Raw genomic sequence first — 21,045 nt, 5'->3', positions numbered from 1 at the left:
CCGCCCTGTACGTCCTCGGGGCGAAGCTCCTCGCGAGCATGGCGTTTGGCGCGTTGATCTGGTGGAGAGATCGAATGTGTCCTGCCAGTACCCCCCTCCGGACAGCCTCTGACGATCCAGCTGCCTGATGGGTCGGCCCGCCGAGCTCAGGCCTTGAACCGCCGCAGCCGCAGGCTGTTGGTGACGACGAAGACGCTGCTGAACGCCATCGCGGCGCCGGCGATCAGCGGGTTGCCCTTGATCGTGCGCAGCGTCGCGTGCGAGAGGCGCACGGCGTCCACCGCGGTGGCCAGGTCGCCCTTGACCAGGGTGAGGTCGGAGGCCTGGATCGCGACGCGCCGGTGCCGGTGCCCATCGCGATCCCGCGATCGGACGCCGCCAGGGCCGCAGCGTCGTTGACGCCGTCGCCGACCATCGCCACGACCCGGCCCTCGGCCTGGAGCTTCCGCACGGCCCGCAGCTTGTCGGCAGGCGTGACGTCGCCGATGACCTGCTCGATGCCGACCTCGTCCGCAACCTCACGGGCGACAACCTCGTTGTCGCCCGTGAGCAGGACCGACTCCAGGCCCAGGGGCCGCCGGTCGGCGACGGCCCGGGCCGACGACGCCTTGACCGAGGGGTGCTGGGGTTCTGCCGATGGTGAACGCCCCTGTCGGCCCGCGCGTGGTCGTGATTGATTTGGCTGCATGGGCTCGATGCTGGTGCTGGGTGGGACGTCATGGGTCGGCGGCGAGGTGGCCCGTGCGGCGGCGGCCCAGGGGCACGAGGTGACCTGCCTGGCCCGCGGCGAGTCCGGCCACGCGCCGCCCGAGGTGACGTTCGTGCAGGCGGACCGGGAGGAGCCCGACGCCTACGACGCGGTCGCCGGACGCCGGTGGGACCTGGTCGTCGACGTCTCACGGCAGCCCGGGCAGGTCCGGTCGGCGGTCGCCGCGCTCGGCGACCTCGCCGCGCACTGGACGCTGGTGTCCACCGGCTCGGTGTACGCCGACCAGAGCGTCGCGCTGTCGGAGGGCTCCCTGCTGCTGCCGCCCCTGGAGGCTGACGTCGCCGATCCGGAGCAGTACGGCGAGGGCAAGGTCGCCTGCGAGGCGTCCGTGCGGGAGCTGCCCGCCCACCTCGTCGTGCGCGCCGGGCTGATCGGTGGCCCGGGGGACCGCTCGGACCGGTACGGCTACTACGTGTCGCGCTTCGCTGTCGCGGGGGACGGGCCGGTCCTCGTGCCCGACGTGCCGACCCAGCCCATGCAGGTGATCGACGTGCGCGACCTCGCCGAGTGGATCGTCCGCGCGGCCGGGAGCGGGGCGACCGGCGTCGTGCACGGCGTCGGGGAGCCGACGACCGTCGGTGAGCTCATCGACCGGTCCGCCGCGGTGGCCGGGCACTCCGGCGAGCGGGTCGCCGCGGGGCCGGACTGGCTGCACGCCCACGACGTCGAGGAGTGGATGGGGCCCCGGTCGCTCCCGCTCTGGCTGCCGCCTGACCACCACGGCATGGGGATGATGGACGACACCCGTGCCCTCGCCCTCGGGCTTCGCCGCCGCCCGATCGACGACTCGCTCCGGGACACGCTCGAGGACGAGCGCGAGCGGGGCCTGCGCCGCGACCGTCGCGCGGGACTGGCCCGCGAGGACGAGCTCGCCCTGCTGGGCGAGCTCAGGCCTTGAAGTGACGCAGCCGCAGGCTGTTGGTGACCACGAAGACGCTGCTGAACGCCATGGCGGCGCCCGCGATGAGCGGGTTCAGGTAGCCCAGGGCGGCGAGCGGGATCGCGGCAACGTTGTACGCGAACGCCCAGAACAGGTTGCTCTTGATCGTCCGCAGGGTCGCACGCGAGAGCCGGACGGCGTCCACGGCCGTGGCCAGGTCGCCCTTGACGAGCGTCAGGTCCGAGGCCTGGATCGCGACGTCTGTGCCGGTGCCCATGGCGATCCCGAGGTCGGCCGCCGCCAGGGCAGCCGCGTCGTTGACGCCGTCGCCGACCATCGCGACGACCCGGCCCTCGCCCTGCAGCTTCTGCACGACCCGCAGCTTGTCGGCCGGCGTCACGTCGGCGATGACCTGGTCGATGCCGACCTCCGCCGCGACCGAGCGGGCCACGGCGTCGTTGTCGCCGGTCAGCAGGACGGGCTCGAGCCCGAGCTGCCGCAGGTCGGCGACCGCGCGGGCTGACGACGGCTTGACCGAGTCGCCGACCGTGACGGTGCCGCGCAGCCGGCCGTCCCAGGCCACACCGACCGTGGTGCCGGTCGTCGCCGGGCTGGGGGACAGCTCGACGCCCTGCTCGGCGAGCCACGCGGGGCGCCCGATGAGCGCTCGGTGACCGTCGACCGTGCCGCTGACGCCGAAACCGGCGTGGTTGGTGAAGTCGGTGACCGGCGCCGGTTCGGCCAACGTCGCGACCGCGCGGGCGATCGGGTGCTCGGAGGAGTGCTCGAGCGACGCGGCGACGCGACGCAGCTCGTCGGCGTCCACGCCGGGCAGCGGGTCGACCGAGACCACGCCCATGACGCCGGTCGTGACGGTGCCGGTCTTGTCCAGCACCACGGTGTCGACGGTGCGGGTCGACTCGAGCACCTGCGGGCCCTTGATCAGGATGCCGAGCTGGGCGCCGCGGCCGGTGCCGACCATGAGGGCGGTGGGGGTCGCGAGGCCGAGCGCGCAGGGGCAGGCGATGATCAGCACCGCCACGGCCGCCGTGAACGCCTCGGTCCATGTCTGGCCGGTCGCGACCCAGGCGATGAGCGTGCCGAGCGAGAGCACGATGACCGCCGGGACGAACCAGGCGGAGATGCGGTCGGCGAGACGCTGGACGTCGGCCTTGCCCTCCTGGGCCTCCTCGACCAGTCGGGCCATCTGGGCCAGCTGCGTGTCGGCGCCCACCGCGGTCGCCCGGACCACGAGCCGGCCGTCCTGGTTGACGGTGGCCCCGGTGACGGCGGTCCCGGGCGAGACCTCGACGGGGACGGACTCACCGGTCAGCATCGACTCGTCGACCGACGACGCGCCGTCCTCGACGACGCCGTCGGTGGCGATCTTCTCGCCCGGGCGCACCACGAACCGGTCGCCCGTGTGGAGGTCGCCGAGCGGCACCCGCGTCTCGGTGCCGTCGCGCAGCACCGCCACGTCGCGGACCCCGAGGTCCATGAGCGCTCGCAGTGCCGCGCTCGAGCGGGTCTTCGCATCCGCCTCGAGGTAGTGCCCCGCCAGGATGAAGACCGTGACGGCTGCCGCGACCTCGAGGTAGATCTCGTCGCGCCCGGCCGCGGACGACAGCAGCGCGAAGTGCATCTTCATGCCGGTCATGCCGGCGTCGCCGATGAACAGCGCCCAGAGCGACCACAGCCAGGCCGCCCCGACGCCGAGGCTCACGAGGGTGTCCATCGTGACGGCGCCGTGCCGGGCGTTGACCCAGGCGGCGCGGTGGAACGGGTAGGCGCCCCACACCACGACGGGGGACGCGAGGGTCAGCGCGAGCCACTGCCAGTTGTCGAACTGGAGGGCCGGCACCATCGACAGCACCACGACGGGGATCGCCAGGGCGGCCGAGACCTTGAGCCGCCGCAGCATCGAGGCCGCGCCGTGCAGGCCCTCGTGGTCGTGCCCGCCCATGTCGTGGCCGGCCATGTCGTGCCCGCCCATGTCGTGGTGGCGAGGCGCGCCGGCCGGCGGGCGCACGGAGGCCGAGTACCCGGTCTTGGCCACGGTGTCGAGGAGGGTCTGGTCCTCGACACCGTCCTCGGCCTCGACGGTCGCCTTCTCGGTGGCGTAGTTGACCGTCGCCGAGACGCCGTCGAGCCGGTTGAGCTTCTTCTCGACGCGAGCCGCGCACGACGTGCACGTCATGCCGGCGATGTCGAGCTTGACCGACCTGGTCATGCCAGCGGCAGGTCGCGAGGACCCGCGAGCGCATACCCGGCCTCGTCGACCGCCTCGGCGACGGTCGCGGGGTCGAGCGGTGCGCTGCTCTCGACGGTGACGGTGGACGTGCCTCCGGGGACCAGGTCGACCGCGACGGACGTGACGTCGTCCAGTGCGGAGAGCTCCTCGGTCACGGCCGCGACGCAGTGCTCGCAGGTCATCCCGGTGACGCGGTAGGTGTCGGTGGTGGTCATGTCATGCCTTTCCGTGGAACGTGGGTGCTCAGGAGCGGACGAGGCGCGCGATGGCGTCCGACGCCTCCTTGACCTTGAGGTCGGCCTCCTCGCCGCCGGCGCGGGCCGCGTTGACCACGCAGTGCGCGAGGTGCTCGTCGAGCAGCTTCAGCGCGACGGCCTCGAGCGCCTTCGTGGTGGCGGAGACCTGGGTGAGCACGTCGATGCAGTACGTGTCGTCCTCGACCATCCGGGTCAGACCGCGCACCTGCCCCTCGATGCGCTTGAGCCGCTTGAGGACGGCGACCTTGTCGTCGGAGTAGCCGGGGGCGGCGTCGTGATGTTCCGTGCTCATACCGCTGACGATACCCCCAGGGGGTACCCAGATCAAGGGGTCCCTAGGCTGGGGTCATGAGTGAGATCCCCGGACTGGACGGCACCCTCGGAGTCGAGCACGTCGAGGCAGGACCCGACAAGGTCGTCGCACGCTTCACGATCGGCGAGCGGCACCTGCAGCCGTTCGGCATCCCGCACGGCGGCGTCTACTGCGCGGTGCACGAGTCGACCGCCAGCGTCGCCGGCCAGATCTGGCTCGGCAGCAAGGGCATCGTCGTCGGCAGCAACAACTCGACCGACTTCATCCGCCAGGCGAAGCTCGGCGACACCATCACCGTGACGGCGACGCCGATCCACCGCGGTCGCAGCCAGCAGCTGTGGCACCTGGACTCCACGGACCAGGACGGCCGGCTGATCGCGCAGGGCCAGGTGCGCCTCGCGAACCTCGACAAGCAGATCCCGCCCGAGCTGATCGAGCAGTTCACCGGCGCTTACGACCAGCGCTAGACTTGCGGCGCAGCAGGCGCGACTGGCGTTGAGGTGGATACCACCGGGGAGCGGCTGCGATCACGACATCGGGACCGTTCGCCTGGGCCCCCACGTCAGCCGAGTTCCGCTGACCTGAAGGCAACCGCGATGATGATGACCATGACGACCACAGACCCGTACCCCACCGCGCGACTCGAGGACGGCGACGTCCGTGTCCTGCTGCTGGAGAACATCCACACGGACGGCGCCGACTTCCTGCGCGGCAAGGGCTTCCAGGTCGAGACGCGGGACGGGGCGCTCGGCGAGGACGACCTCATCGAGGCGATCCAGGGCGTCCACCTGCTCGGCATCCGGTCGACGACCTACATCACCGAGAAGGTCCTGGCCGCCGCCCCGGACCTGATCGCGATCGGTGCGTTCTGCATCGGCACCAACCAGATCGACCTGGCCGCCACGACCCGCCAGGGCATCGCGGTCTTCAACGCGCCGTACTCGAACACGCGGAGCGTCGTGGAGCTCGCGATCGCCGAGATCATCTCGCTCGCCCGCCGCCTGCACGAGAAGTCGACGGACATGCACGCCGGCGTGTGGAACAAGTCCGCGGCCGGGAGCCACGAGATCCGCGGTCGGACGCTCGGCATCATCGGCTACGGCAACATCGGCAGCCAGCTGTCGGTCATCGCCGAGGCCCTCGGGCTGTCGGTCGTCTTCTACGACATCGACGACAAGCTCGCGCTCGGCAACGCCAAGCGCTGCTCGACGCTCGAGGAGCTCCTCGCGGTCTCGGACGTCGTCACGCTGCACGTCGACGGCCGGCCCGGCAACGCGGGCCTGTTCGGCGCCGACGAGATGGCGCAGATGAAGCCGCGCTCGCTGTTCCTCAACCTGTCGCGCGGCATCGCCGTCGACACCGCCGCGCTGCGGGAGAACCTCGAGTCCGGCCACATCGCCGGTGCCGCGGTCGACGTCTTCCCGATCGAGCCCAAGCGCCAGGGCGATCCGTTCGACTCGGACCTGCGCGGGCTCAAGAACGTCATCCTGACCCCCCACGTCGGCGGCTCGACCGAGGAGGCGCAGCAGGACATCGGACGCTTCGTGGCCTCCAAGCTGCGGTCCTACGCGTCGTACGGCGGCACCTCGCTGAGCGTCAACATGCCCGAGATCAACCTCGCGGCGGACGCCTCCAAGCACCGCCTGGCCCTCGTGCACCGCAACGCACCCGGCGTCCTGGCCAGGATCAACGGGTTGCTCGGCGAGTGCGGCGTCAACATCGAGGCGCAGTCACTGTCGACCCGCGGCGAGATCGGCTACGTCCTGACCGACGTGCTGGACGAGGTCGGCGACGACGTGCTGCGCGAGCTCGCGTCGCTGCCCGAGACGGTCCGGCTGCGTCAGCTCAGCTGACGCTGACGGCCGCGGTGAGGGTCTCGGCGCACCCGGCGTCGAGCTTGAGGGTCGCGAGGTCGTCACCGCGCGTCGTCCCGCGGTTGACGATCACGATCGGGATGCCCCGCTTGTGGGCCGCCCGGACGAAGCGCAGCCCGGACATGACGTGCAGCGACGACCCGAGCACGACGAGCGACTCGGCCTCCTCGACGAGGGCGAAGCAGCGGGCGACGCGGTCCTTCGGCACGTTCTCGCCGAAGAACACCACATCGGGCTTGAGCCTGCCCCCGCATGCCAAGCACGGCGCGACGCGGAAGTCGGCGGTGTCGTCGAGCACGACGTCGCCGTCGGGGGCGATCTCGCCGATGCGCTGCTCGTAGCCCGGGTTGAGCCGGGAGAGGCGCTCGTGCAGCTCGGCACGGGGGCTGGTCCGGCCGCAGTCGAGGCAGATCACCCGGTCGATGCGACCGTGCAGGTCGATGACGTCCGGGTGGCCGGCGCGGGTGTGCAGTCCGTCGACGTTCTGGGTGATGAGCCCGGACAGCCGACCCTCGCGGGCGAGATCAGCGAGCAGCAGGTGAGTCGCGTTGGGCTCGGCGGTGCGCATGCGGCTCCAGCCGACGTGGGCCCGCGCCCAGTAACGCTGGCGGGCCTCGGGCTCGCGGACGAACTCCTGGTACGTCATCGGGGTCCGGACCGGCGACCCCGGCCCGCGGTAGTCAGGGATGCCCGAGTCGGTCGAGACCCCGGCACCCGTGAGCACCAGCCAGCGCCGGTCGCCGAGGACGTCCATCAGCTGATCGTCCATGTCTCCAGCGTACGTTCGCGCTGGGAGCCCGCGGGGCGCGGTGGATCTGCCACCGTCCCGCGGGGCGCGGTGGATCTGCCACCGTCTGGGACCCAGAAGCCGTCCATACGGTGGCGCAAGCACCGCGCCCGCAAGGGACGGTGCCCGCAACGGTGGGGAGCGCTCCCCACTGACATCCGCCGAGAACGCGCCTATGGTCGCAGGACGTCCACCCTGGAGGATTCATGAAACGTCTCGCCCGTACGTCAGCGTTCCTGACGGTCCTGGTCGCGTTGCTGACCCTGGGGCTCGTCGCTCCCGGATCGGCCGCGTCCTCGACCGGCGCCGTGAAGGGCGTCATGACCCTCGACGGCAAGCCGGTGAAGGGGCTGCGCGTCGAGCTCCACCTCACCGGCGACGACGGGTTCGAGAACAAGACCCTCGACGTCGACACCACGAACAGCAAGGGCGCCTACTCGTTCAGGTTCGCCACGGACGACCCGGAGTACACCTGGCACACCATCATCATCAAGGACCCCTCCGGCCGGATCGTGAACACGTCGCGTCGGTTCAAGGACCGACCCGGCAGGACCGTCACCCGCAACGCGACGCTCAAGCGAGCGGGCTCCATCACCGGCTCGGTCCGGCGCGGCGACGGGCTGCCCACCGGGCGCCTGCGCGTCAACGTGTTCGGTCCGTTCGACAAGCTCGACCCGGACCGTGACCTGCCGCTGTCGTACCCGGAGAGCGTCAAGGCCGCCACCGACGGGACGTTCACCCTCAAGGGTCTCCCCGCCGGCACCTTCTACCTGGGATTCGTCGACGAGTCCAGGACGTACTTCCCCCAGTGCTACGACAACATCCCGGGCACCAACTACGAGCGGGACTGCGACGGCACGAACGGCCCCGCCGGCAGCGGCGGCACGACGATCCGGGTGACCGCCGGGCAGCGGGTGAGCCTCGAGCCGCAGGTGATGTCGACCAAGGGACGGCGCGTCTCGGGCACCGTCACGGACACCTCCGGCCGCCCCGTCCACCACGCCGACGTGACGGCGTACGGGGACGGCACCAACACGACGTCCGGCGACGGGTCGTCCTCGACCGGCGCCTTCACGATCGGCCCGCTGCGCGACGGCAGGTACCGCCTGCGGGTGGACGCGCCGTCCCCGTGGGCCTCGCAGTGGTTCGATCGGCGGGACACCAGGACCAGTGCCACGGCGATCGACATCGCGAGCGGTGACGTCTCCGGCATCCGGGTCAAGCTCAAGTCCCGGGCCAGGATCAGCGCGAAGCTGACCCCGCGCACGGGTGCGCTCAAGATCGCGGTCGACGTGACGCGTTCCGCGACCGGCAGCAAGCCCAGCGGCCAGGCGACGATCCGCTGGGGCACGGTCTCCAAGACCGTCACCCTGGTGAAGGGCAAGGGCGCCGTGAAGCTGTCGGGACTTCCGAAGGGCAAGCGACGCATCACGATCTCCTACACGGGGACCAGCTCGACCGCCGCGGCCACGAAGGTCTTCCACGGAACGGTGAGGTGACGCCAGGGGTCAGCTCGCGAGCTGGACCAGCTTCGTGACGGTGTTGAGATTGCGGGCGGTGCCCGGGACCTGCAGCGCCCGGCCGATCGAGTCGGCCTTCATGGCTGGGCGACCCGCCCCGTTGGCGTACCGGATGTGCATCTCGGCACCGATGACCCGCCAGTCGTCGTCGCCGGTCTCGTACGTCTCGGCCCTGGCGATCGCGGCGGCGTCGGGCTCGGCGGCCAGGAACGAGATGTAGGAGAACTTCGGCTGCAGCACCTCGAACGGGTGCGCTGCCAGCGCCGCGGCCACCTCCTCGGGAGTGCGCGAGATGACGTCACGGAAGAAGCCGAACCTCTCCTCGACGGCCCGCTCCAGAGCCCGGTCGAACGTCCTCGGATCGTCCGGGACGTCGGCGACGAGGTTGCCCGACGCGATGTACGTCGAGACGTCCGTGGCGCCGAGATCGCCGGCGATCGCCCGCAGCTCGGCCATCGGGAGCTGAGCCCCGCCGACGTTCACGGCGCGCAGCAGGACGATCCGGGTGGTCACGACTCCAGTATCGCCCGCGTCAGAGCCGAGCGGCGAGCTCCGTGGCCTGCTTGATGGCCCGCTTCGCGTCGAGCTCGGCCGCGACGTCCGCCCCGCCGATCACGTGCACCGGCGTGCCCAACGCCTCGAGCGGCTCGACCAGGTCCCGCACGGACTCCTGGCCCGTGCACAGGACGATCGTGTCGACGTCCAGGACCCGCGTCTCGCTGCTGTCCTTGCCGGTCGCGACGGTGATGTGCAGGCCCGCGTCGTCGATGCGGTCGTACGTCACGCCCTTGAGCATCTGCACGCCGGAGTCCTTGAGCGTCTGGCGGTGCACCCAGCCCGTGGTCTTGCCGAGCCCCTTGCCCAGCTCGGTCGTCTTGCGCTGCAGCAGGTAGACCTCGCGTCGTGGCGGTGCGGCGATCTTGGTGGTCAGCCCGCCGCGCTCGAGGGCGGGGTCGGTGACACCCCAGCGGAGCATCCAGTCCTCGAGCGGCTCGTCGGGCTCGTGCAGCAGGAACTCCGAGACGTCGAAGCCGATGCCGCCCGCGCCGACGACCGCCACCGTGCGTCCGACCGGCACGTTCCCGCGGATGACGTCCTGGTAGTCGACGACCGACGGGTGGTCGACGCCCGGGATGGCCGGTGTCCGCGGCTCGACGCCGGTGGCCAGCACGATCTCGTCGAAGTCCCGCAGGTCCTCGACGCCCACCCGGGTCCCCAGGTGGATCTTGACGCCGGCGACCTCGAGGCGGCGCGAGAAGTAGCGGATCGTCTCGCGGAACTCCTCCTTGCCGGGGATCAGCATCGCGAGACGGAACTGGCCGCCGACCTCGGGGAGCGCCTCGAACAGCTCGACGGTGTGGCCGCGCCCGGACAGCTCGGTCGCGGCGGCGAGCCCGGCCGGCCCGGCTCCCACGACCGCGATCCGCTTGACCGTGCGCGTGGGCGCCAGGACCAGCGAGGTCTCGTGGGCCGCCCGCGGGTTGACCAGGCAGGTGGCCCGCTTGTTGACGAAGGTGTGGTCGAGGCACGCCTGGTTGCAGGCGATGCAGGTGTTGATCTCGTCGGCGCGGTCCTCGGCGGCCTTGGCGACGAAGAACGGGTCGGCCAGCAGGGGCCGGGCCATGGAGACGAGATCAGCCTGGCCGGACGCGATGATGTCCTCGGCGACCTCGGGGGTGTTGATCCGGTTGGAGGCGACGACCGGCACGGAGACCTCGGCCTTGAGCTTGGCGGTGACCCACGCGAACGCGGCGCGGGGCACCGACGTGACGATGGTGGGGATGCGGGCCTCGTGCCAGCCGATGCCGGTGTTGAGGATCGAGACGCCGGCGTCCTGCAGCTTGACGGCCAGCTCGACGGTCTCGTCCCAGCTCTGCGCGTCGTCGACGAGGTCCAGCAGCGACATCCGGTACATCACGATGAAGTCGTCGCCGACCGTCTCGCGCACCCGCTCGACGATCTCGACCGGGAAGCGCATGCGGTTCTGGGCGCTGCCGCCCCAGCGGTCGGTCCGGTCGTTCGTGCGGGCGGTCAGCATCTGGTTGATGAGGTAGCCCTCGGACCCCATGATCTCGACGCCGTCGTAGCCGGCGCGACGAGCGAGCCGCGCGGACGCCGCGAAGTCGTCGACCGTGCGGGAGACCTCCGCGGTCGTCATCGCCTTCGGCTTGCCGAACGGCGTGATCGGCGACGGGATCGCGGACGCGCCGCGCTTGAACGGGTGGTAGCCGTACCGGCCCGCGTGCAGCAGCTGCATGACGATCTTGCCGTCGTGCTCGTGCACCGCGTCGGTGACGAGGCGGTGCTTGTCGGCGAACCGCTTCGACGTCATCTGCGAGCCGAAGGGGAGCAGCCAGCCGTGCCAGCCGGGGGCGTACCCGCCGGTCACCGACAGGGCGACGCCGCCCGCGGCCCGTTCGGCGAAGTACGCCGCGAGCTCGGGCAGGTGCTTGGCCCGGTCCTCCAGGCCCGTGTGCATCGAGCCCATGATGACCCGGTTGCGCAGGGTCGTGTGGCCGAGGTCCAGCGGCTCGAGCAGGTGCGGGTACGGGTTCATGCGGCTCCTCCGGCCTCGGCCTGGATCTGGTCGAACTGTGCGGCCATCGCCGCGGCGAGCGCGTTCGAGGCCGAGAGCGGGCGGACCATCACGGTCAGCTCGGTGATGCGCCGGTCGGCGTCGAGGCGGATCAGGTCGATCCCGTTGACGCTGACGCCGTCGACGTACGTCTCGAAGACCAGCGCCGAGCCCTGCCCGTCGGCGTCCTCGAGCTCGCGGACGTAGCGGAAGTCGGTGAAGACCCGGCCCACGCCGCGCAGGATCGCCGCGACGACCGGCTTGCCCTCGTACGGCCTGAACGCGACGGGGCTGCGGAACACCACGTCGTCGGCGAGCAGGTCGCCGAGCGCGGCGAAGTCGCCGGCCTCGACGGCAGCGCGGAAGTCGTTCATGACATCTCCTGTGATGGGATGGTGGGGTGATCTCGAAGAATGCTGCCCGGTTCCTGGTGCTTGCGGGCCTGTTCAACGTCGTGGTCTGGCCGCGGTTCGCCAAGGCGATCGTGGACGACGACCGGGCCTGGGCCGGCGAGCACTGGCACAGCGCACCGCAGGCGTTCTTCTGGGTGCACGCGGTGCTCATCACGACCGCGGTCCTGATCGGCCTGGGCGTGCTGGTGGTGGGCGTGCGCGCTCATCGCTCGGCCAGCCGCTGAAGGATCTCGTCGCACCACGCGATGCCGGCCTCCTCGGCCAGGATGCCGCCGCGCAGCACCAGCCAGCCGCCGATCTCGTCGTCGCCCAGGTGCTCGGGGTCGGGATAGAACCGTGCGGCGCTCTCGGCGTAGTAGGCGAGCTGCTCCTCGTGCGCGCGACGCCGCTCGCGCGCGTCCTGCACGATCGCGCCGGCGTCGCCGAACGGGAGCGCGCGCAGCTTCACCGCGAACGCGCTGCGCAACGGCTCCACGGGGGCCGGCCGGGTGGTGAACCGGGCCAGCTCCTCACGTCCCGCGTCGGTGATCTCGTAGACCTTCTTGTCGGGCCGGCCGTCCTGCGGGACGACCACTGACGCGACCTGGCCGTCGCCCTCCATCCGTCCCAGCACCTTGTAGATCTGCTGGTGGCTGGCCTTCCAGAAGTGCCCGATCGAGGCGTCGAAGCGCCGGGCCAGGTCGTAGCCCGAGGCGGACCGCTCCGCGAGGGAGACGAGGATCGCGTGCTCCAGGGCCATGTCGGGACCGTACTATGCAACTCGATGCATGACAAGACGCCGCGATGTGTCATGTGCGGCGAACTCCGCTCGGGGTCGCTAGCGTGGTGACCCGAGTCGGGGCGACGTCCCCGTGTGAAGGAAGTGCTCCCATGATGCGTACCCGTGTTCTCGCCGGCCTGGTCGCCGCCGCGTTCGTCCTCGCCGGTTGTGGCAGTGGCGGCGGCGATGACGACGTCAGCAACCTGTCGGCGAAGAAGATCCTGGCCAAGAGCAAGGCGGCCGCCAAGAGCAGCGACTCGCTCACGGTCGAGGGGGAGGGGCAGACCGCCACCTCGAAGCTCGAGGTCGACATGGAGTTCACCGACAAGACCGGCGAGGGATCGATCGCGGCTGACGACGCGAAGATCGAGCTCCTCTCGGCCGGCGGCAAGGCGTACTTCCGGGGCGGCCCCGAGCTGTACTCCCAGCTCGGCTCCGGCTCCGAGGACGTCATCAAGATGATCGGTGACAAGTGGATCCTGGTCGACCCGTCCGAGCCGGGCATGAAGTCGTTCGCCGAGTTCTCGAGCCGCGACGGATTCATCGACCAGCTGCTCAGCCCCGACACGACGCCGACCAAGACCAAGCCCAAGAAGATCGAGGGGGTCGAGTGCGTCGGGCTGAAGACCAAGACGGGCACGTTGTACGTCGACAAGAAGGATGCCCGTCCGATCCGGCTCGATCCCAAGGGCGGCAGTGGCAGCCTGACGTTCGACTACGACAAGGTGGACGCCGCGAAGGCTCCCACCTCCGACGAGGTCCTCGACCTGAAGTCGCTCAGCTAGTTGTACTAATAGTCCCGCTGTCCGAGGGGTGGAGGCGTGGGGGCCCGCCGCGTGCGGGCCTCTACGATTTGCCCATGAAGATCTTCCCCTCCGGCGGGCTCACCGCCGTCGCTGCGCTCGCCCTCGCCCTGACCGCGGCCTGCGCCCCCGCCGACTCCGACGGCGACACGAACGACACCGCCAAGCCGGCCGCCTCGTCCCTCGCGGACTGCCAGGTCGATGACCTCCCGCTCCTGAAGGACGGCACCCTGACCGTCGCGACCGACGACCCGGCGTTCGACCCGTGGTTCAGCGACAACGACCCGAGCAACGGCAAGGGCTTCGAGTCCGCCGTGGCGTACGCGGTCGCCGACAAGCTCGGCTTCGCCAAGGACGACGTCACCTGGGTCAAGGCCGGCTTCAACCAGGTCATCCAGCCGGGCAAGAAGAACTTCGACTTCGACATCAACCAGTTCTCGATCTCGGCGGACCGCAAGAAGGCCGTCGACTTCTCCAGCCCGTACTACGCCGCCGCGCAGGCGATCATCACGCTGGACTCGTCGCCGTTCAAGGGCGCCAAGACCCTCGAGGAGCTGAAGGACGCCAAGCTCGGCGCCCAGGTCGGAACCACCTCCCTCCAGGCGATCACCGAGCAGATCAAGCCGTCCACGAAGGCGCTGGTCTACGACGACACGACCAAGGCCGTCCAGGCGCTGCAGAACAAGCAGGTCGACGCGATCGTCGCCGACCTGCCGTCCGCCTACTACCTGACCGCAGCCGAGATCGAGGGCGGCACGATCGTGGGCCAGTTCCAGCCCGAGACGGGCGACCAGGAGGAGTTCGGCCTGCTGCTGACCAAGGGCAGCAAGCTGACCCCGTGCGTCAGCGCTGCGGTCGACGCCCTGGCCGACGACGGCACGCTGGAGAAGCTCGAGACCGAGTGGCTCGACCAGGCCACGGACGTCCCTGAGCTGAAGTGACCCCCAGCGCACGCCAGCTCGAGCGCGAGCAGTACCGCCGCCGCCGCACCCTTCGCCGGGGTGCAGTGGCGGCGGTCTCGACGATCGTGGTGCTCGGCGGGCTCGTCCTGGCCGTGACCAGCTCGCCGGGATGGTCGAACGTCCGCCGGACCTTCTTCGACGTGGCCCAGGCCAAGGACTCCCTGCCCGGCATCGCCGAGTCGTTCTGGCTCAACATCCGGCTGTTCCTCGTGATCGAGGTGCTGGTGCTGCTCCTGGGCGTCCTCATCGCGATCATCCGGGTCGTGCCCGCGCCGGCGCTGGCCCCGATCAAGGTCCTGGCGGTCCTCTACACCGACATCTTCCGCGGCACACCGACCCTCCTGGTCGTGCTGCTCGTGGGATTCGGTCTGCCCGCCCTCCAGCTCACCGGCGTGCCGACCAGCCTGTTCTGGCTCGGCGTCATCGCCCTGACTCTGAGCTATGGCGCGTACGTCGCCGAGGTCATCCGTGCCGGCATCGTGTCGATCCACCCGACGCAGTGGGCCAGCGGGCGGGCGCTCGGCCTGTCGTACGGGGTCACGATGCGCAGGATCGTCCTGCCGCAGGCCATCCGCCGGGTCGGTCCGGCCCTGCTCAACGACTTCGTGTCGCTGCAGAAGGACACCGCCCTCCTGGCGACGATCGGGCTGGTCGAGGCGCTCCGCTCCGCGCAGGTGGACCAGAGCCGCACGTTCAACTTCACGCCGTACGTGGTCGCCGCCGTGTTCTTCATCGCCGCGACGATCCCGCTCGCGCGGATCACGGACTACCTGACGGTGCGCTCGCTGCGCCGCGAGAACGGACTGGTGACATGACGCCGGGACCCATGCTGAGGGCCGACGCGGTCCGCAAGTCGTTCGGGACCCACGAGGTGCTGAAGGGCATCGACCTGCACGTCGCCGAGGGCGAGGTCATCTGCCTGATCGGTGCGTCGGGCTCGGGCAAGTCGACGTTGCTGCGCTGCCTCAACCTGCTCGAGCAGGTCGACGACGGCGACATCTGGCTGGACGATCGCGAGATCACCGATCCGCGGATCGACGAGGACGACGTCCGGCGCCAGGTCGGCATCGTGTTCCAGGCGTACAACCTGTTCCCGCACCTGTCGGTCGAGCGGAACATCACGTTGGGCCCGACGATGGTCGGCGGGATGTCCGCCGCGGAGGCCAAGGAGCTCGCGGGCGAGCTGCTCGCCCGCGTGGGCCTGGCCGAGAAGGCCAAGGCGTACCCGGACGCCCTGTCCGGCGGTCAGCAGCAGCGGGTCGCCCTCGTGCGCGCCATCGCGATGCGGCCGCGACTCCTGCTGCTCGACGAGATCACCTCGGCGCTCGACCCGATGCTGGTGGGCGAGGTGCTCGACGTCATCCGCGAGCTGCGCGGCGAGGGGATGACGATCGTGATGGCGACGCACGAGATGACGTTCGCCCGCGAGATCTCCGACCGGATCGTCTTCATGGCCGACGGGACGATCGAGGAGTCCGGGCCCCCCGAGCAGATCTTCACGGCCCCGAGGAGCCCCCGGACCGCCGAGTTTCTCGCCCGCCACCGCAGCTGACGCGCCTAGGCTGAGCCCCGTGAACGACTTCGAGGAGCGGGCGGCCCAGCTGCTCGACGAGGCGGTGCACGGCTACTTCGCCGGCGGCGCGGGTGACGAGATCACCCTGCGCGACAACGTCGAGTCGTGGCGCCGCCTGGTCCTGGCGCCCCGGGTGCTGGTCGGTGTGGAGGAACGGGACAGCTCGGTGACCCTGCTGGGGCGCCGCCGGCCGCACCCGTTCCTCGTGGCCCCGATGGCGTACCAGCGCAGCGCCCACCCGGACGCCGAGATCGGCACCGCGACGGCGGCGGCCGCGACCGGCGCGACGTACGTGTTGTCGTCCCAGACCACGACCGACCCGCGCGAGGTCGCCCGGGCGATGGGCGACGCCGACCGGTGGCTCCAGCTGTACGTCTTCAAGGACCGCGCCGTCACCGACGACCTGGTGCAGGCGGCGCGCGAGGGTGGCTACGAGGCGCTGGTCATCACGGTCGACTTCCCGACCGGGGGCCGCCGGGAGCGGGACGAGCGTTCACGCCACGTCCTCGAGCACCCCACGTACGTGCAGCTCACGCAGGGCCCGGTGACCCCGGCCGAGCGGCACGCGATGCACGACCCGTCCCTGACCTGGGACGACGTCGCCGCGATCGGCGAGGCCAGCGGGCTGCCGCTCGTGCTGAAGGGCATCCTCGACCCGGGGGACGCCGAGCGGGCGGTCGACGCGGGTGTCGCGGGCCTCATCGTCTCCAACCACGGCGGCCGTCAGCTCGACACCGTGCTGTCGGGTGCGGACGCGCTGGGTCCGGTGGCGGAGGCGGTGGACGGTCGCATCGACGTGCTGGTCGACGGCGGAATCCGGCGCGGCTGGGACGCGGCGAAGGCGCTCGCCCTCGGTGCGGACGCCGTCCTGGTCGGCCGGCCCGTCCTGTGGGGCCTGGTGTGCGAGGGGACGGCCGGTGCCCAGCAGGTCATCCAGCAGCTGGTCGACGAGCTCGACAACGCGTTGGCGCTCCTGGGCTGTCCGCGGGCGGCCGACCTGGACGCCCGCTTCCTCACGCGTCGACGCTGACGGTCTGCGCGGCACGGAGCTGCTCCGCGACGCCTCGCGCCGCGGTGCGTCCGGCCCGGTTGGCGCCGATCGTGCTGGCTGAGGGCCCGTAGCCGACCATCTGCACCCGCGGGTCCGCGACGGCCGTCGTTCCGTCGAGCTGGATGCCGCCGAGCGGGCTGCGCAGGTGCAGCGGTGCCAGGTGGTCGACGGCCGGGCGGAACCCTGTCGCCCACAAGATGACGTCCGCGCGCTCGAACCGGCCGTCCGCCCACCGGACGCCGTCGGGCTCGATCGAGGCGAACATGGGCCGGCGGTCGGCGTACGCGCCGAGGCGCTCGGCCTCGCGCTCCTGCTCGCGCAGGAGCAGTCCGGTGACGCTGACGACGCTGCGCGGCGGGAGGCCCTGACGCACGCGCTCCTCGACCTTGGCGACGACGGCCCGGCCCACCTCGGGCGTGAACTCGTCGGTGCGCCAGACCGGTTCGCGCCGGGTGACCCAGACGGTCTCGGTGATGGGCGCCAGGGCGCCGAGGAACTGCACGGCCGACGCCCCGCCGCCGACCACCACCACGCGCTTGCCGAGGAAGTGCTCGGGGCCGGGGTAGTCGGAGGCGTGCAGCTGCTCGCCGAGGAACGTCTCCATGCCCGGGTAGTGCGGCACGAAGGGCCGGCTCCACGTGCCGGTCGCGTTGACCAGGGTGCGGGTCGTCCACGAGCCGGTGTCCGACTCGACGACCAGCAGGCCGTCCTCGTCGCGGACCCGCTTCACCGCGACCGGGCGCACGACCGGGAGCTCGAACCGCTGCTCGTAGTCCGCGAAGTACGCGGGGACGAACTCGTTGGCCCGTTCCTCACCGGTGTCCGGCGGGATCTCGGCGCCCGGCAGGTCGGCGACCCCGTGCACGTCGTGCATCGTCAGGGCGTCCCAGCGGTGCTGCCACGCGCCACCGGCCCGGTCGTCCGCGTCGAGGACGACGTGGCTGATGCCGCGGCGCTTCAGGTGGTACGACGACGAGAGGCCGGCCTGGCCCGCGCCGATCACGACCGCGTCGAAGATCTCCACGCCGGCGTCAACGTCGCGGACGGACCGCTCATTCCTAGGCGGCTGCCGACTCCTGCGTGCGGGCCACGGTGTTCTCGATGACACGGACGATCAGGGCCGGGTCGTCGATCATCGGCACGTGGCCGCAGTGCGGCAGGGCGACGTGCCGCGCCTCGGGCAGGCGTTCCTGCGCGATGGCCGAGGAGCTGTAGGGCAGGATCAGGTCGCGGGTGCCCCAGGCGATCGTGGTCGGCACGTGGACGCGGGCCCGGAAGGCGTACCGGACGCCCTTGACGATCGTCCGCTCGAAGCCCTGGCAGCGCTTCAGCGCGAGTGCGTCGCCGAGCACCTCGTCCGCGGTGAACCGCTCGGGGTGCGTGTAGAGGGAGGCGCCGGCGAGCTTGCGGCCCCAGCCGCTGCGCGAGAGCAGGCGCAGCGCACCGACGGGCAGCTGGCTGCTGAGCCGCAGCACGACCAGGAGGACCAGCGTCTGCACCCGGTTGAGGACCCCGAAGAAGCCGGCCGGGCTCAGCGCGGTGACGGACCGGGCGAGGCCGCGGGCGCCCAGCTCGAGGGCGATCGCCCCGCCGAGGGAGTTGCCGACGACGTGGGGACGGTCCACGCCCCACCGCGCGAAGTTGTCCGCGAGGTTGTCGCACGCGGAGTCCATGTCGTACGAGGCGCTCTCGGGGTACGCGGGGGACTCGCCGAAGCCGGCCAGGTCGACCGCGATGACGTCGTACGACTCGGCGAGGGCGTCGAGCACCGGGTTCCACGCCTGGCGGCGGTGGCCGATGCCGTGGATCAGGACGAGGGGCTCGCCGGAGCCCTTGCGTGTGTAGACCAGCTCGGAGAGCATGCGGGGGTCGTCCTCTCGGGAGTGCTGTGGTGGGTTGCAACCGTGACAGTACTACTGTCACAATCTCGGTGTGACCAATTCCCCCCCGTCCGGTCCCCTGCACGGCGTTCGCGTCGTCGAGCTCGTCGGCATCGGCCCGGGCCCGTTCGCGGCGATGCTCCTCGCGGACCTCGGAGCCGATGTCATCCGCGTCGACCGTCCGGGCGGCAACGCCCTGCAGCTCGGCGCGGCCGACAAGGACATCCTCGGCCGGGGTCGCCCCTCGGTCGCGATCGACCTCAAGAACCCCCGCGGCGTGGAGACGGTGCTCGACCTGGTTGAGTCGGCCGACATCCTCATCGAGGGACTGCGCCCGGGCGTCACCGAGCGCCTCGGGCTGGGTCCGCAGGAGTGCCACGCGCGCAACCCGCGCCTGGTCTACGGCCGGATGACCGGGTGGGGACAGGACGGCCCCCTCGCCCAGACCGCCGGGCACGACATCAACTACATCTCGGTCGCCGGCGCCCTCGGCGCCATCGGCCGGGCGGGCGGCCCGCCTCAGGTGCCGCTCAACCTCGTCGGCGACTTCGCGGGCGGCTCGATGTACCTCGTCACCGGGGTGCTCGCCGCCCTCACGCACGCCCGCGCGACCGGCGAGGGCCAGGTCATCGACGCCGCGATCACCGACGGCACCGCGCACCTGATGTCGATGATCGTCGCGATGCAGCAGTCCGGCAGCTGGAGCAACCACCGCGGCACGAACATGCTGGACACCGGCACCCCGTTCTACGACGTGTTCGAGACGTCGGACGGCCAGTGGATGTCGGTCGGGCCGCTCGAGCCGCAGTTCTACGCCGCGCTGATCGAGGGACTCGGGCTCACCGACGCCCCGGGCCAGTACGACTTCGCGCGCTGGGGCGAGCTGCGCCAGATGCTCACCGAGACGTTCGCCTCGCGCACCCGCGCCGAGTGGGAGCAGCTCTTCGACGGCACCGACGCGTGCGTCGCCCCGGTGCTGAGCATCGAGGAGGCGTACACGCACCCGCACAACGTCGCCCGCGGCACGTACGTCGAGCGGGACGGCCTGACCCAGCCCGCACCGGCGCCCCGGTTCTCCGCGACGCCCGCCACCTTGACCACCCCGCCCGAGCGGGCGGGTGCCAGCACCACCGCAGCACTCAACGCCTGGGGCATCGCCGATGTCGACCAGCTCATCGCCGACGGCGTCGCCGTCCAAGCCGACTAAGAACCAAGAAGAGGGCATCATGCAGCGAGGCATCTACGAAGCCGACCACGACGCGTTCCGCGACACCGTCCGGGCGTTCTGCGAGAAGGAGATCGCCCCGCACCACGACCAGTGGGAGAAGGACAGCATCGTCCCGCGGGAGATCTGGGAGAAGGCGGGCGCGCTCGGCCTGCTCGGGTTCATGATGCCCGAGGAGTTCGGCGGAGGCGGCATGAACGACTTCCGCTTCAACGCGATCATGTCTGAGGAGATGATCCGCATCGGCGCGAGCGGTGTCGGCTTCGTCCTGCACACCGACCTGGTCTCGGGCTACCTCCTGTCGTACGCCACCGAGGAGCAGAAGCAGCGCTGGCTGCCGAAGTTCTGCACCGGCGAGACGATCACCGCGATCGCCATGACGGAGCCCGGCACGGGCTCGGACCTGCAGGCCATCACGACCACCGCGGTGCGCGACGGGGACCACTACGTCGTCAACGGCGCCAAGACGTTCATCTCCAACGGCATCCTGGCCGACCTGGTGATCGTCGCGGTCAAGACCGATCCGGACGCCGGCGCGATGGGCGTCTCCCTGATCGTCCTGGAGCGTGGCATGGAGGGCTTCGAGCGCGGCCGCAACCTGGACAAGATGGGCCTGAAGGCGCAGGACACCGCCGAGCTGTTCTTCGACAACGTGCGGGTCCCGGTCGACAACCTGCTCGGCGAGGAGGGCAAGGGTTTCATCTACCTGATGGAGAAGCTGCCGCAGGAGCGTCTCGCGATCTCGGTCGGCGCGATCGCCGCGACCCGGGCGATCATCGACATGACGCTGGACTACGTCAAGGAGCGCAAGGCGTTCGGCAAGCCGATCGGCTCGTTCCAGAACTCGCGCTTCGTGCTCGCCGAGCTCGAGACCGAGGTCCAGATCGGTCAGGCGTTCGTCGACAAGAGCATCGTCGCGCTGTCCAAGGGCGAGCTGACGATCGAGGAAGCCGCGATGGGCAAGTGGTGGACCACCGAGCTGCAGAACCGGGCCGCGGCCAAGTGCCTGCAGCTGCACGGCGGCTACGGCTACATGAGCGAGTACCCGATCTCCAAGGCGTACACCGACAGCCGGATCCAGACGATCTACGGCGGCACGACCGAGATCATGAAGGAGATCATCGGGCGCACGATGGGCCTGTGAGCCCGCGG

At 70.9% G+C, this 21,045-nt stretch carries 22 protein-coding genes, 1 pseudogene and 1 riboswitch; of the genes and pseudogenes, 12 read left to right on the top strand and 11 right to left on the bottom strand.

Going from position 1 to position 21,045, the window contains the following annotated elements; all coding sequences use genetic code 11:
- Positions 1–146: 146 nt before the first annotated feature.
- Positions 147–616, bottom strand: a pseudogene (locus C3E78_RS17800) (HAD-IC family P-type ATPase); the annotation flags it as partial.
- Positions 617–686: 70 nt separating this feature from the next.
- On the opposite strand from C3E78_RS17800, the gene C3E78_RS17795 reads away from it, so the two are divergent.
- On the top strand, positions 687–1,667 hold the full coding sequence (locus tag C3E78_RS17795; RefSeq protein ID WP_199906872.1) for an NAD-dependent epimerase/dehydratase family protein: 981 nt from the start codon (positions 687–689) through the stop codon (positions 1,665–1,667).
- Here C3E78_RS17795 and C3E78_RS17790 read toward each other — a convergent pair.
- Genes C3E78_RS17790 through C3E78_RS17780 form a run of 3 tightly spaced genes read right to left on the bottom strand, consistent with a single transcriptional unit; the run spans position 1,657 to position 4,449 of the window.
- Positions 1,657–3,879: a heavy metal translocating P-type ATPase gene (locus tag C3E78_RS17790; protein ID WP_199906871.1), complete on the bottom strand. Its 2,223-nt coding sequence runs from the start codon at positions 3,877–3,879 to the stop codon at positions 1,657–1,659. The genes C3E78_RS17795 and C3E78_RS17790 overlap by 11 nt on opposite strands.
- On the bottom strand, positions 3,876–4,115 hold the full coding sequence (locus C3E78_RS17785) for a heavy-metal-associated domain-containing protein (protein ID WP_108580626.1): 240 nt from the start codon (positions 4,113–4,115) through the stop codon (positions 3,876–3,878). The genes C3E78_RS17790 and C3E78_RS17785 overlap by 4 nt, the downstream gene beginning before the upstream one ends.
- Before the next feature lie 28 nt (positions 4,116–4,143).
- Positions 4,144–4,449: a metal-sensitive transcriptional regulator gene (locus C3E78_RS17780; protein WP_108580625.1), complete on the bottom strand. Its 306-nt coding sequence runs from the start codon at positions 4,447–4,449 to the stop codon at positions 4,144–4,146.
- Between the two features lie 56 nt (positions 4,450–4,505).
- On the opposite strand from C3E78_RS17780, the gene C3E78_RS17775 reads away from it, so the two are divergent.
- Both C3E78_RS17775 and serA read left to right on the top strand, forming a co-directional pair.
- Positions 4,506–4,937, top strand: coding sequence for a PaaI family thioesterase (locus tag C3E78_RS17775; RefSeq protein WP_108580624.1), 432 nt, complete (start codon positions 4,506–4,508; stop codon positions 4,935–4,937).
- Between the two features lie 8 nt (positions 4,938–4,945).
- A riboswitch (ZMP/ZTP riboswitch) is annotated at positions 4,946–5,032 on the top strand.
- A 46-nt stretch (positions 5,033–5,078) separates the two neighbouring features.
- A complete protein-coding gene (gene serA, locus C3E78_RS17770; protein ID WP_235833797.1) occupies positions 5,079–6,323 on the top strand; it encodes a phosphoglycerate dehydrogenase in 1,245 nt (414 codons plus the stop codon).
- Here serA and C3E78_RS17765 read toward each other — a convergent pair.
- The gene (locus C3E78_RS17765) at positions 6,316–7,113 is read right to left on the bottom strand and encodes an NAD-dependent protein deacetylase (protein ID WP_108580622.1); all 798 of its coding nucleotides are present in this window, start codon (positions 7,111–7,113) and stop codon (positions 6,316–6,318) included. The genes serA and C3E78_RS17765 overlap by 8 nt on opposite strands.
- 224 nt (positions 7,114–7,337) lie before the next feature.
- On the opposite strand from C3E78_RS17765, the gene C3E78_RS17760 reads away from it, so the two are divergent.
- The gene (locus tag C3E78_RS17760; RefSeq protein ID WP_108580621.1) at positions 7,338–8,630 is read left to right on the top strand and encodes a carboxypeptidase-like regulatory domain-containing protein; all 1,293 of its coding nucleotides are present in this window, start codon (positions 7,338–7,340) and stop codon (positions 8,628–8,630) included.
- 9 nt (positions 8,631–8,639) lie between these two features.
- Here C3E78_RS17760 and C3E78_RS17755 read toward each other — a convergent pair whose 3' ends face one another.
- Genes C3E78_RS17755 through C3E78_RS17745 form a run of 3 tightly spaced genes read right to left on the bottom strand, consistent with a single transcriptional unit; the run spans position 8,640 to position 11,600 of the window.
- Positions 8,640–9,164 carry a DUF1697 domain-containing protein gene (locus tag C3E78_RS17755; protein ID WP_108580620.1) on the bottom strand — a complete coding sequence of 175 codons (525 nt, stop codon included), beginning with the start codon at positions 9,162–9,164 and terminating at the stop codon, positions 8,640–8,642.
- A gap of 19 nt (positions 9,165–9,183) precedes the next feature.
- Positions 9,184–11,208, bottom strand: a complete 2,025-nt coding sequence (locus tag C3E78_RS17750) for an NADPH-dependent 2,4-dienoyl-CoA reductase (RefSeq protein WP_108580619.1) — start codon at positions 11,206–11,208, stop codon at positions 9,184–9,186.
- A complete protein-coding gene (locus C3E78_RS17745; RefSeq protein WP_108580618.1) occupies positions 11,205–11,600 on the bottom strand; it encodes a nuclear transport factor 2 family protein in 396 nt (131 codons plus the stop codon). The genes C3E78_RS17750 and C3E78_RS17745 overlap by 4 nt, the downstream gene beginning before the upstream one ends.
- Before the next feature lie 26 nt (positions 11,601–11,626).
- Between C3E78_RS17745 and C3E78_RS17740 the strand changes: the two genes are divergently transcribed.
- Positions 11,627–11,863, top strand: coding sequence for an SCO4848 family membrane protein (locus tag C3E78_RS17740; RefSeq protein ID WP_199906870.1), 237 nt, complete (start codon positions 11,627–11,629; stop codon positions 11,861–11,863).
- On the opposite strand, the gene C3E78_RS17735 is transcribed toward C3E78_RS17740, so the two are convergent.
- The gene (locus C3E78_RS17735) at positions 11,842–12,378 is read right to left on the bottom strand and encodes a PadR family transcriptional regulator (protein ID WP_108580617.1); all 537 of its coding nucleotides are present in this window, start codon (positions 12,376–12,378) and stop codon (positions 11,842–11,844) included. The two genes, C3E78_RS17740 and C3E78_RS17735, sit on opposite strands and share 22 nt — an antisense overlap.
- Before the next feature lie 131 nt (positions 12,379–12,509).
- Between C3E78_RS17735 and C3E78_RS17730 the strand changes: the two genes are divergently transcribed.
- From C3E78_RS17730 to C3E78_RS17710, 5 genes are all read left to right on the top strand, one after another.
- A complete protein-coding gene (locus tag C3E78_RS17730; RefSeq protein ID WP_108580616.1) occupies positions 12,510–13,184 on the top strand; it encodes a hypothetical protein in 675 nt (224 codons plus the stop codon).
- 74 nt (positions 13,185–13,258) lie between these two features.
- Positions 13,259–14,143, top strand: coding sequence for an ABC transporter substrate-binding protein (locus tag C3E78_RS17725; RefSeq protein WP_108580615.1), 885 nt, complete (start codon positions 13,259–13,261; stop codon positions 14,141–14,143).
- Entirely contained in the window at positions 14,140–14,979 is an 840-nt protein-coding gene (locus C3E78_RS17720; protein ID WP_108580614.1) for an amino acid ABC transporter permease, read from the top strand. The genes C3E78_RS17725 and C3E78_RS17720 overlap by 4 nt, the downstream gene beginning before the upstream one ends.
- Positions 14,976–15,716, top strand: coding sequence for an amino acid ABC transporter ATP-binding protein (locus C3E78_RS17715; protein ID WP_108580613.1), 741 nt, complete (start codon positions 14,976–14,978; stop codon positions 15,714–15,716). Before C3E78_RS17720 ends, C3E78_RS17715 begins: the two co-directional genes overlap by 4 nt.
- Before the next feature lie 19 nt (positions 15,717–15,735).
- Entirely contained in the window at positions 15,736–16,767 is a 1,032-nt protein-coding gene (locus C3E78_RS17710) for an alpha-hydroxy acid oxidase (RefSeq protein ID WP_199906868.1), read from the top strand.
- On the opposite strand, the gene C3E78_RS17705 is transcribed toward C3E78_RS17710, so the two are convergent.
- Positions 16,751–17,812, bottom strand: coding sequence for an FAD-dependent oxidoreductase (locus C3E78_RS17705; RefSeq protein WP_108580611.1), 1,062 nt, complete (start codon positions 17,810–17,812; stop codon positions 16,751–16,753). The genes C3E78_RS17710 and C3E78_RS17705 overlap by 17 nt on opposite strands.
- Positions 17,813–17,846: 34 nt before the next feature.
- Positions 17,847–18,650, bottom strand: coding sequence for an alpha/beta fold hydrolase (locus C3E78_RS17700; protein ID WP_108580610.1), 804 nt, complete (start codon positions 18,648–18,650; stop codon positions 17,847–17,849).
- Between the two features lie 70 nt (positions 18,651–18,720).
- Between C3E78_RS17700 and C3E78_RS17695 the strand changes: the two genes are divergently transcribed.
- Both C3E78_RS17695 and C3E78_RS17690 read left to right on the top strand, forming a co-directional pair.
- Positions 18,721–19,875 carry a CaiB/BaiF CoA transferase family protein gene (locus C3E78_RS17695; RefSeq protein WP_108580609.1) on the top strand — a complete coding sequence of 385 codons (1,155 nt, stop codon included), beginning with the start codon at positions 18,721–18,723 and terminating at the stop codon, positions 19,873–19,875.
- 19 nt (positions 19,876–19,894) lie between these two features.
- On the top strand, positions 19,895–21,037 hold the full coding sequence (locus C3E78_RS17690; RefSeq protein ID WP_108580608.1) for an acyl-CoA dehydrogenase family protein: 1,143 nt from the start codon (positions 19,895–19,897) through the stop codon (positions 21,035–21,037).
- The last annotated feature ends 8 nt before the right edge of the window (positions 21,038–21,045 follow it).

The organism is Aeromicrobium chenweiae (assembly GCF_003065605.1).
GTDB classification, from domain to species: Bacteria; Actinomycetota; Actinomycetes; order Propionibacteriales; family Nocardioidaceae; genus Aeromicrobium; species Aeromicrobium chenweiae.
Note: the sequence above shows the minus strand (reverse complement) of the source record. Positions and strands in the feature narration are given on the sequence as shown.

Excerpts from the sequence above, each read along its gene's own strand:
- C3E78_RS17795 (WP_199906872.1), top strand. The coding sequence starts at position 687 with ATGGGCTCGATGCTGGTGCTGGGTGGGACGTCATGGGTCGGCGGCGAG.
- C3E78_RS17790 (WP_199906871.1), bottom strand. The coding sequence starts at position 3,879 with ATGACCAGGTCGGTCAAGCTCGACATCGCCGGCATGACGTGCACGTCG.
- C3E78_RS17785 (WP_108580626.1), bottom strand. The coding sequence starts at position 4,115 with ATGACCACCACCGACACCTACCGCGTCACCGGGATGACCTGCGAGCAC.
- C3E78_RS17780 (WP_108580625.1), bottom strand. The coding sequence starts at position 4,449 with ATGAGCACGGAACATCACGACGCCGCCCCCGGCTACTCCGACGACAAG.
- C3E78_RS17775 (WP_108580624.1), top strand. The coding sequence starts at position 4,506 with ATGAGTGAGATCCCCGGACTGGACGGCACCCTCGGAGTCGAGCACGTC.
- serA (WP_235833797.1), top strand. The coding sequence starts at position 5,079 with ATGACGACCACAGACCCGTACCCCACCGCGCGACTCGAGGACGGCGAC.
- C3E78_RS17765 (WP_108580622.1), bottom strand. The coding sequence starts at position 7,113 with ATGGACGATCAGCTGATGGACGTCCTCGGCGACCGGCGCTGGCTGGTG.
- C3E78_RS17760 (WP_108580621.1), top strand. The coding sequence starts at position 7,338 with ATGAAACGTCTCGCCCGTACGTCAGCGTTCCTGACGGTCCTGGTCGCG.
- C3E78_RS17750 (WP_108580619.1), bottom strand. The coding sequence starts at position 11,208 with ATGAACCCGTACCCGCACCTGCTCGAGCCGCTGGACCTCGGCCACACG.
- C3E78_RS17745 (WP_108580618.1), bottom strand. The coding sequence starts at position 11,600 with ATGAACGACTTCCGCGCTGCCGTCGAGGCCGGCGACTTCGCCGCGCTC.
- C3E78_RS17735 (WP_108580617.1), bottom strand. The coding sequence starts at position 12,378 with ATGGCCCTGGAGCACGCGATCCTCGTCTCCCTCGCGGAGCGGTCCGCC.
- C3E78_RS17730 (WP_108580616.1), top strand. The coding sequence starts at position 12,510 with ATGATGCGTACCCGTGTTCTCGCCGGCCTGGTCGCCGCCGCGTTCGTC.
- C3E78_RS17725 (WP_108580615.1), top strand. The coding sequence starts at position 13,259 with ATGAAGATCTTCCCCTCCGGCGGGCTCACCGCCGTCGCTGCGCTCGCC.
- C3E78_RS17715 (WP_108580613.1), top strand. The coding sequence starts at position 14,976 with ATGACGCCGGGACCCATGCTGAGGGCCGACGCGGTCCGCAAGTCGTTC.
- C3E78_RS17700 (WP_108580610.1), bottom strand. The coding sequence starts at position 18,650 with ATGCTCTCCGAGCTGGTCTACACACGCAAGGGCTCCGGCGAGCCCCTC.
- C3E78_RS17690 (WP_108580608.1), top strand. The coding sequence starts at position 19,895 with ATGCAGCGAGGCATCTACGAAGCCGACCACGACGCGTTCCGCGACACC.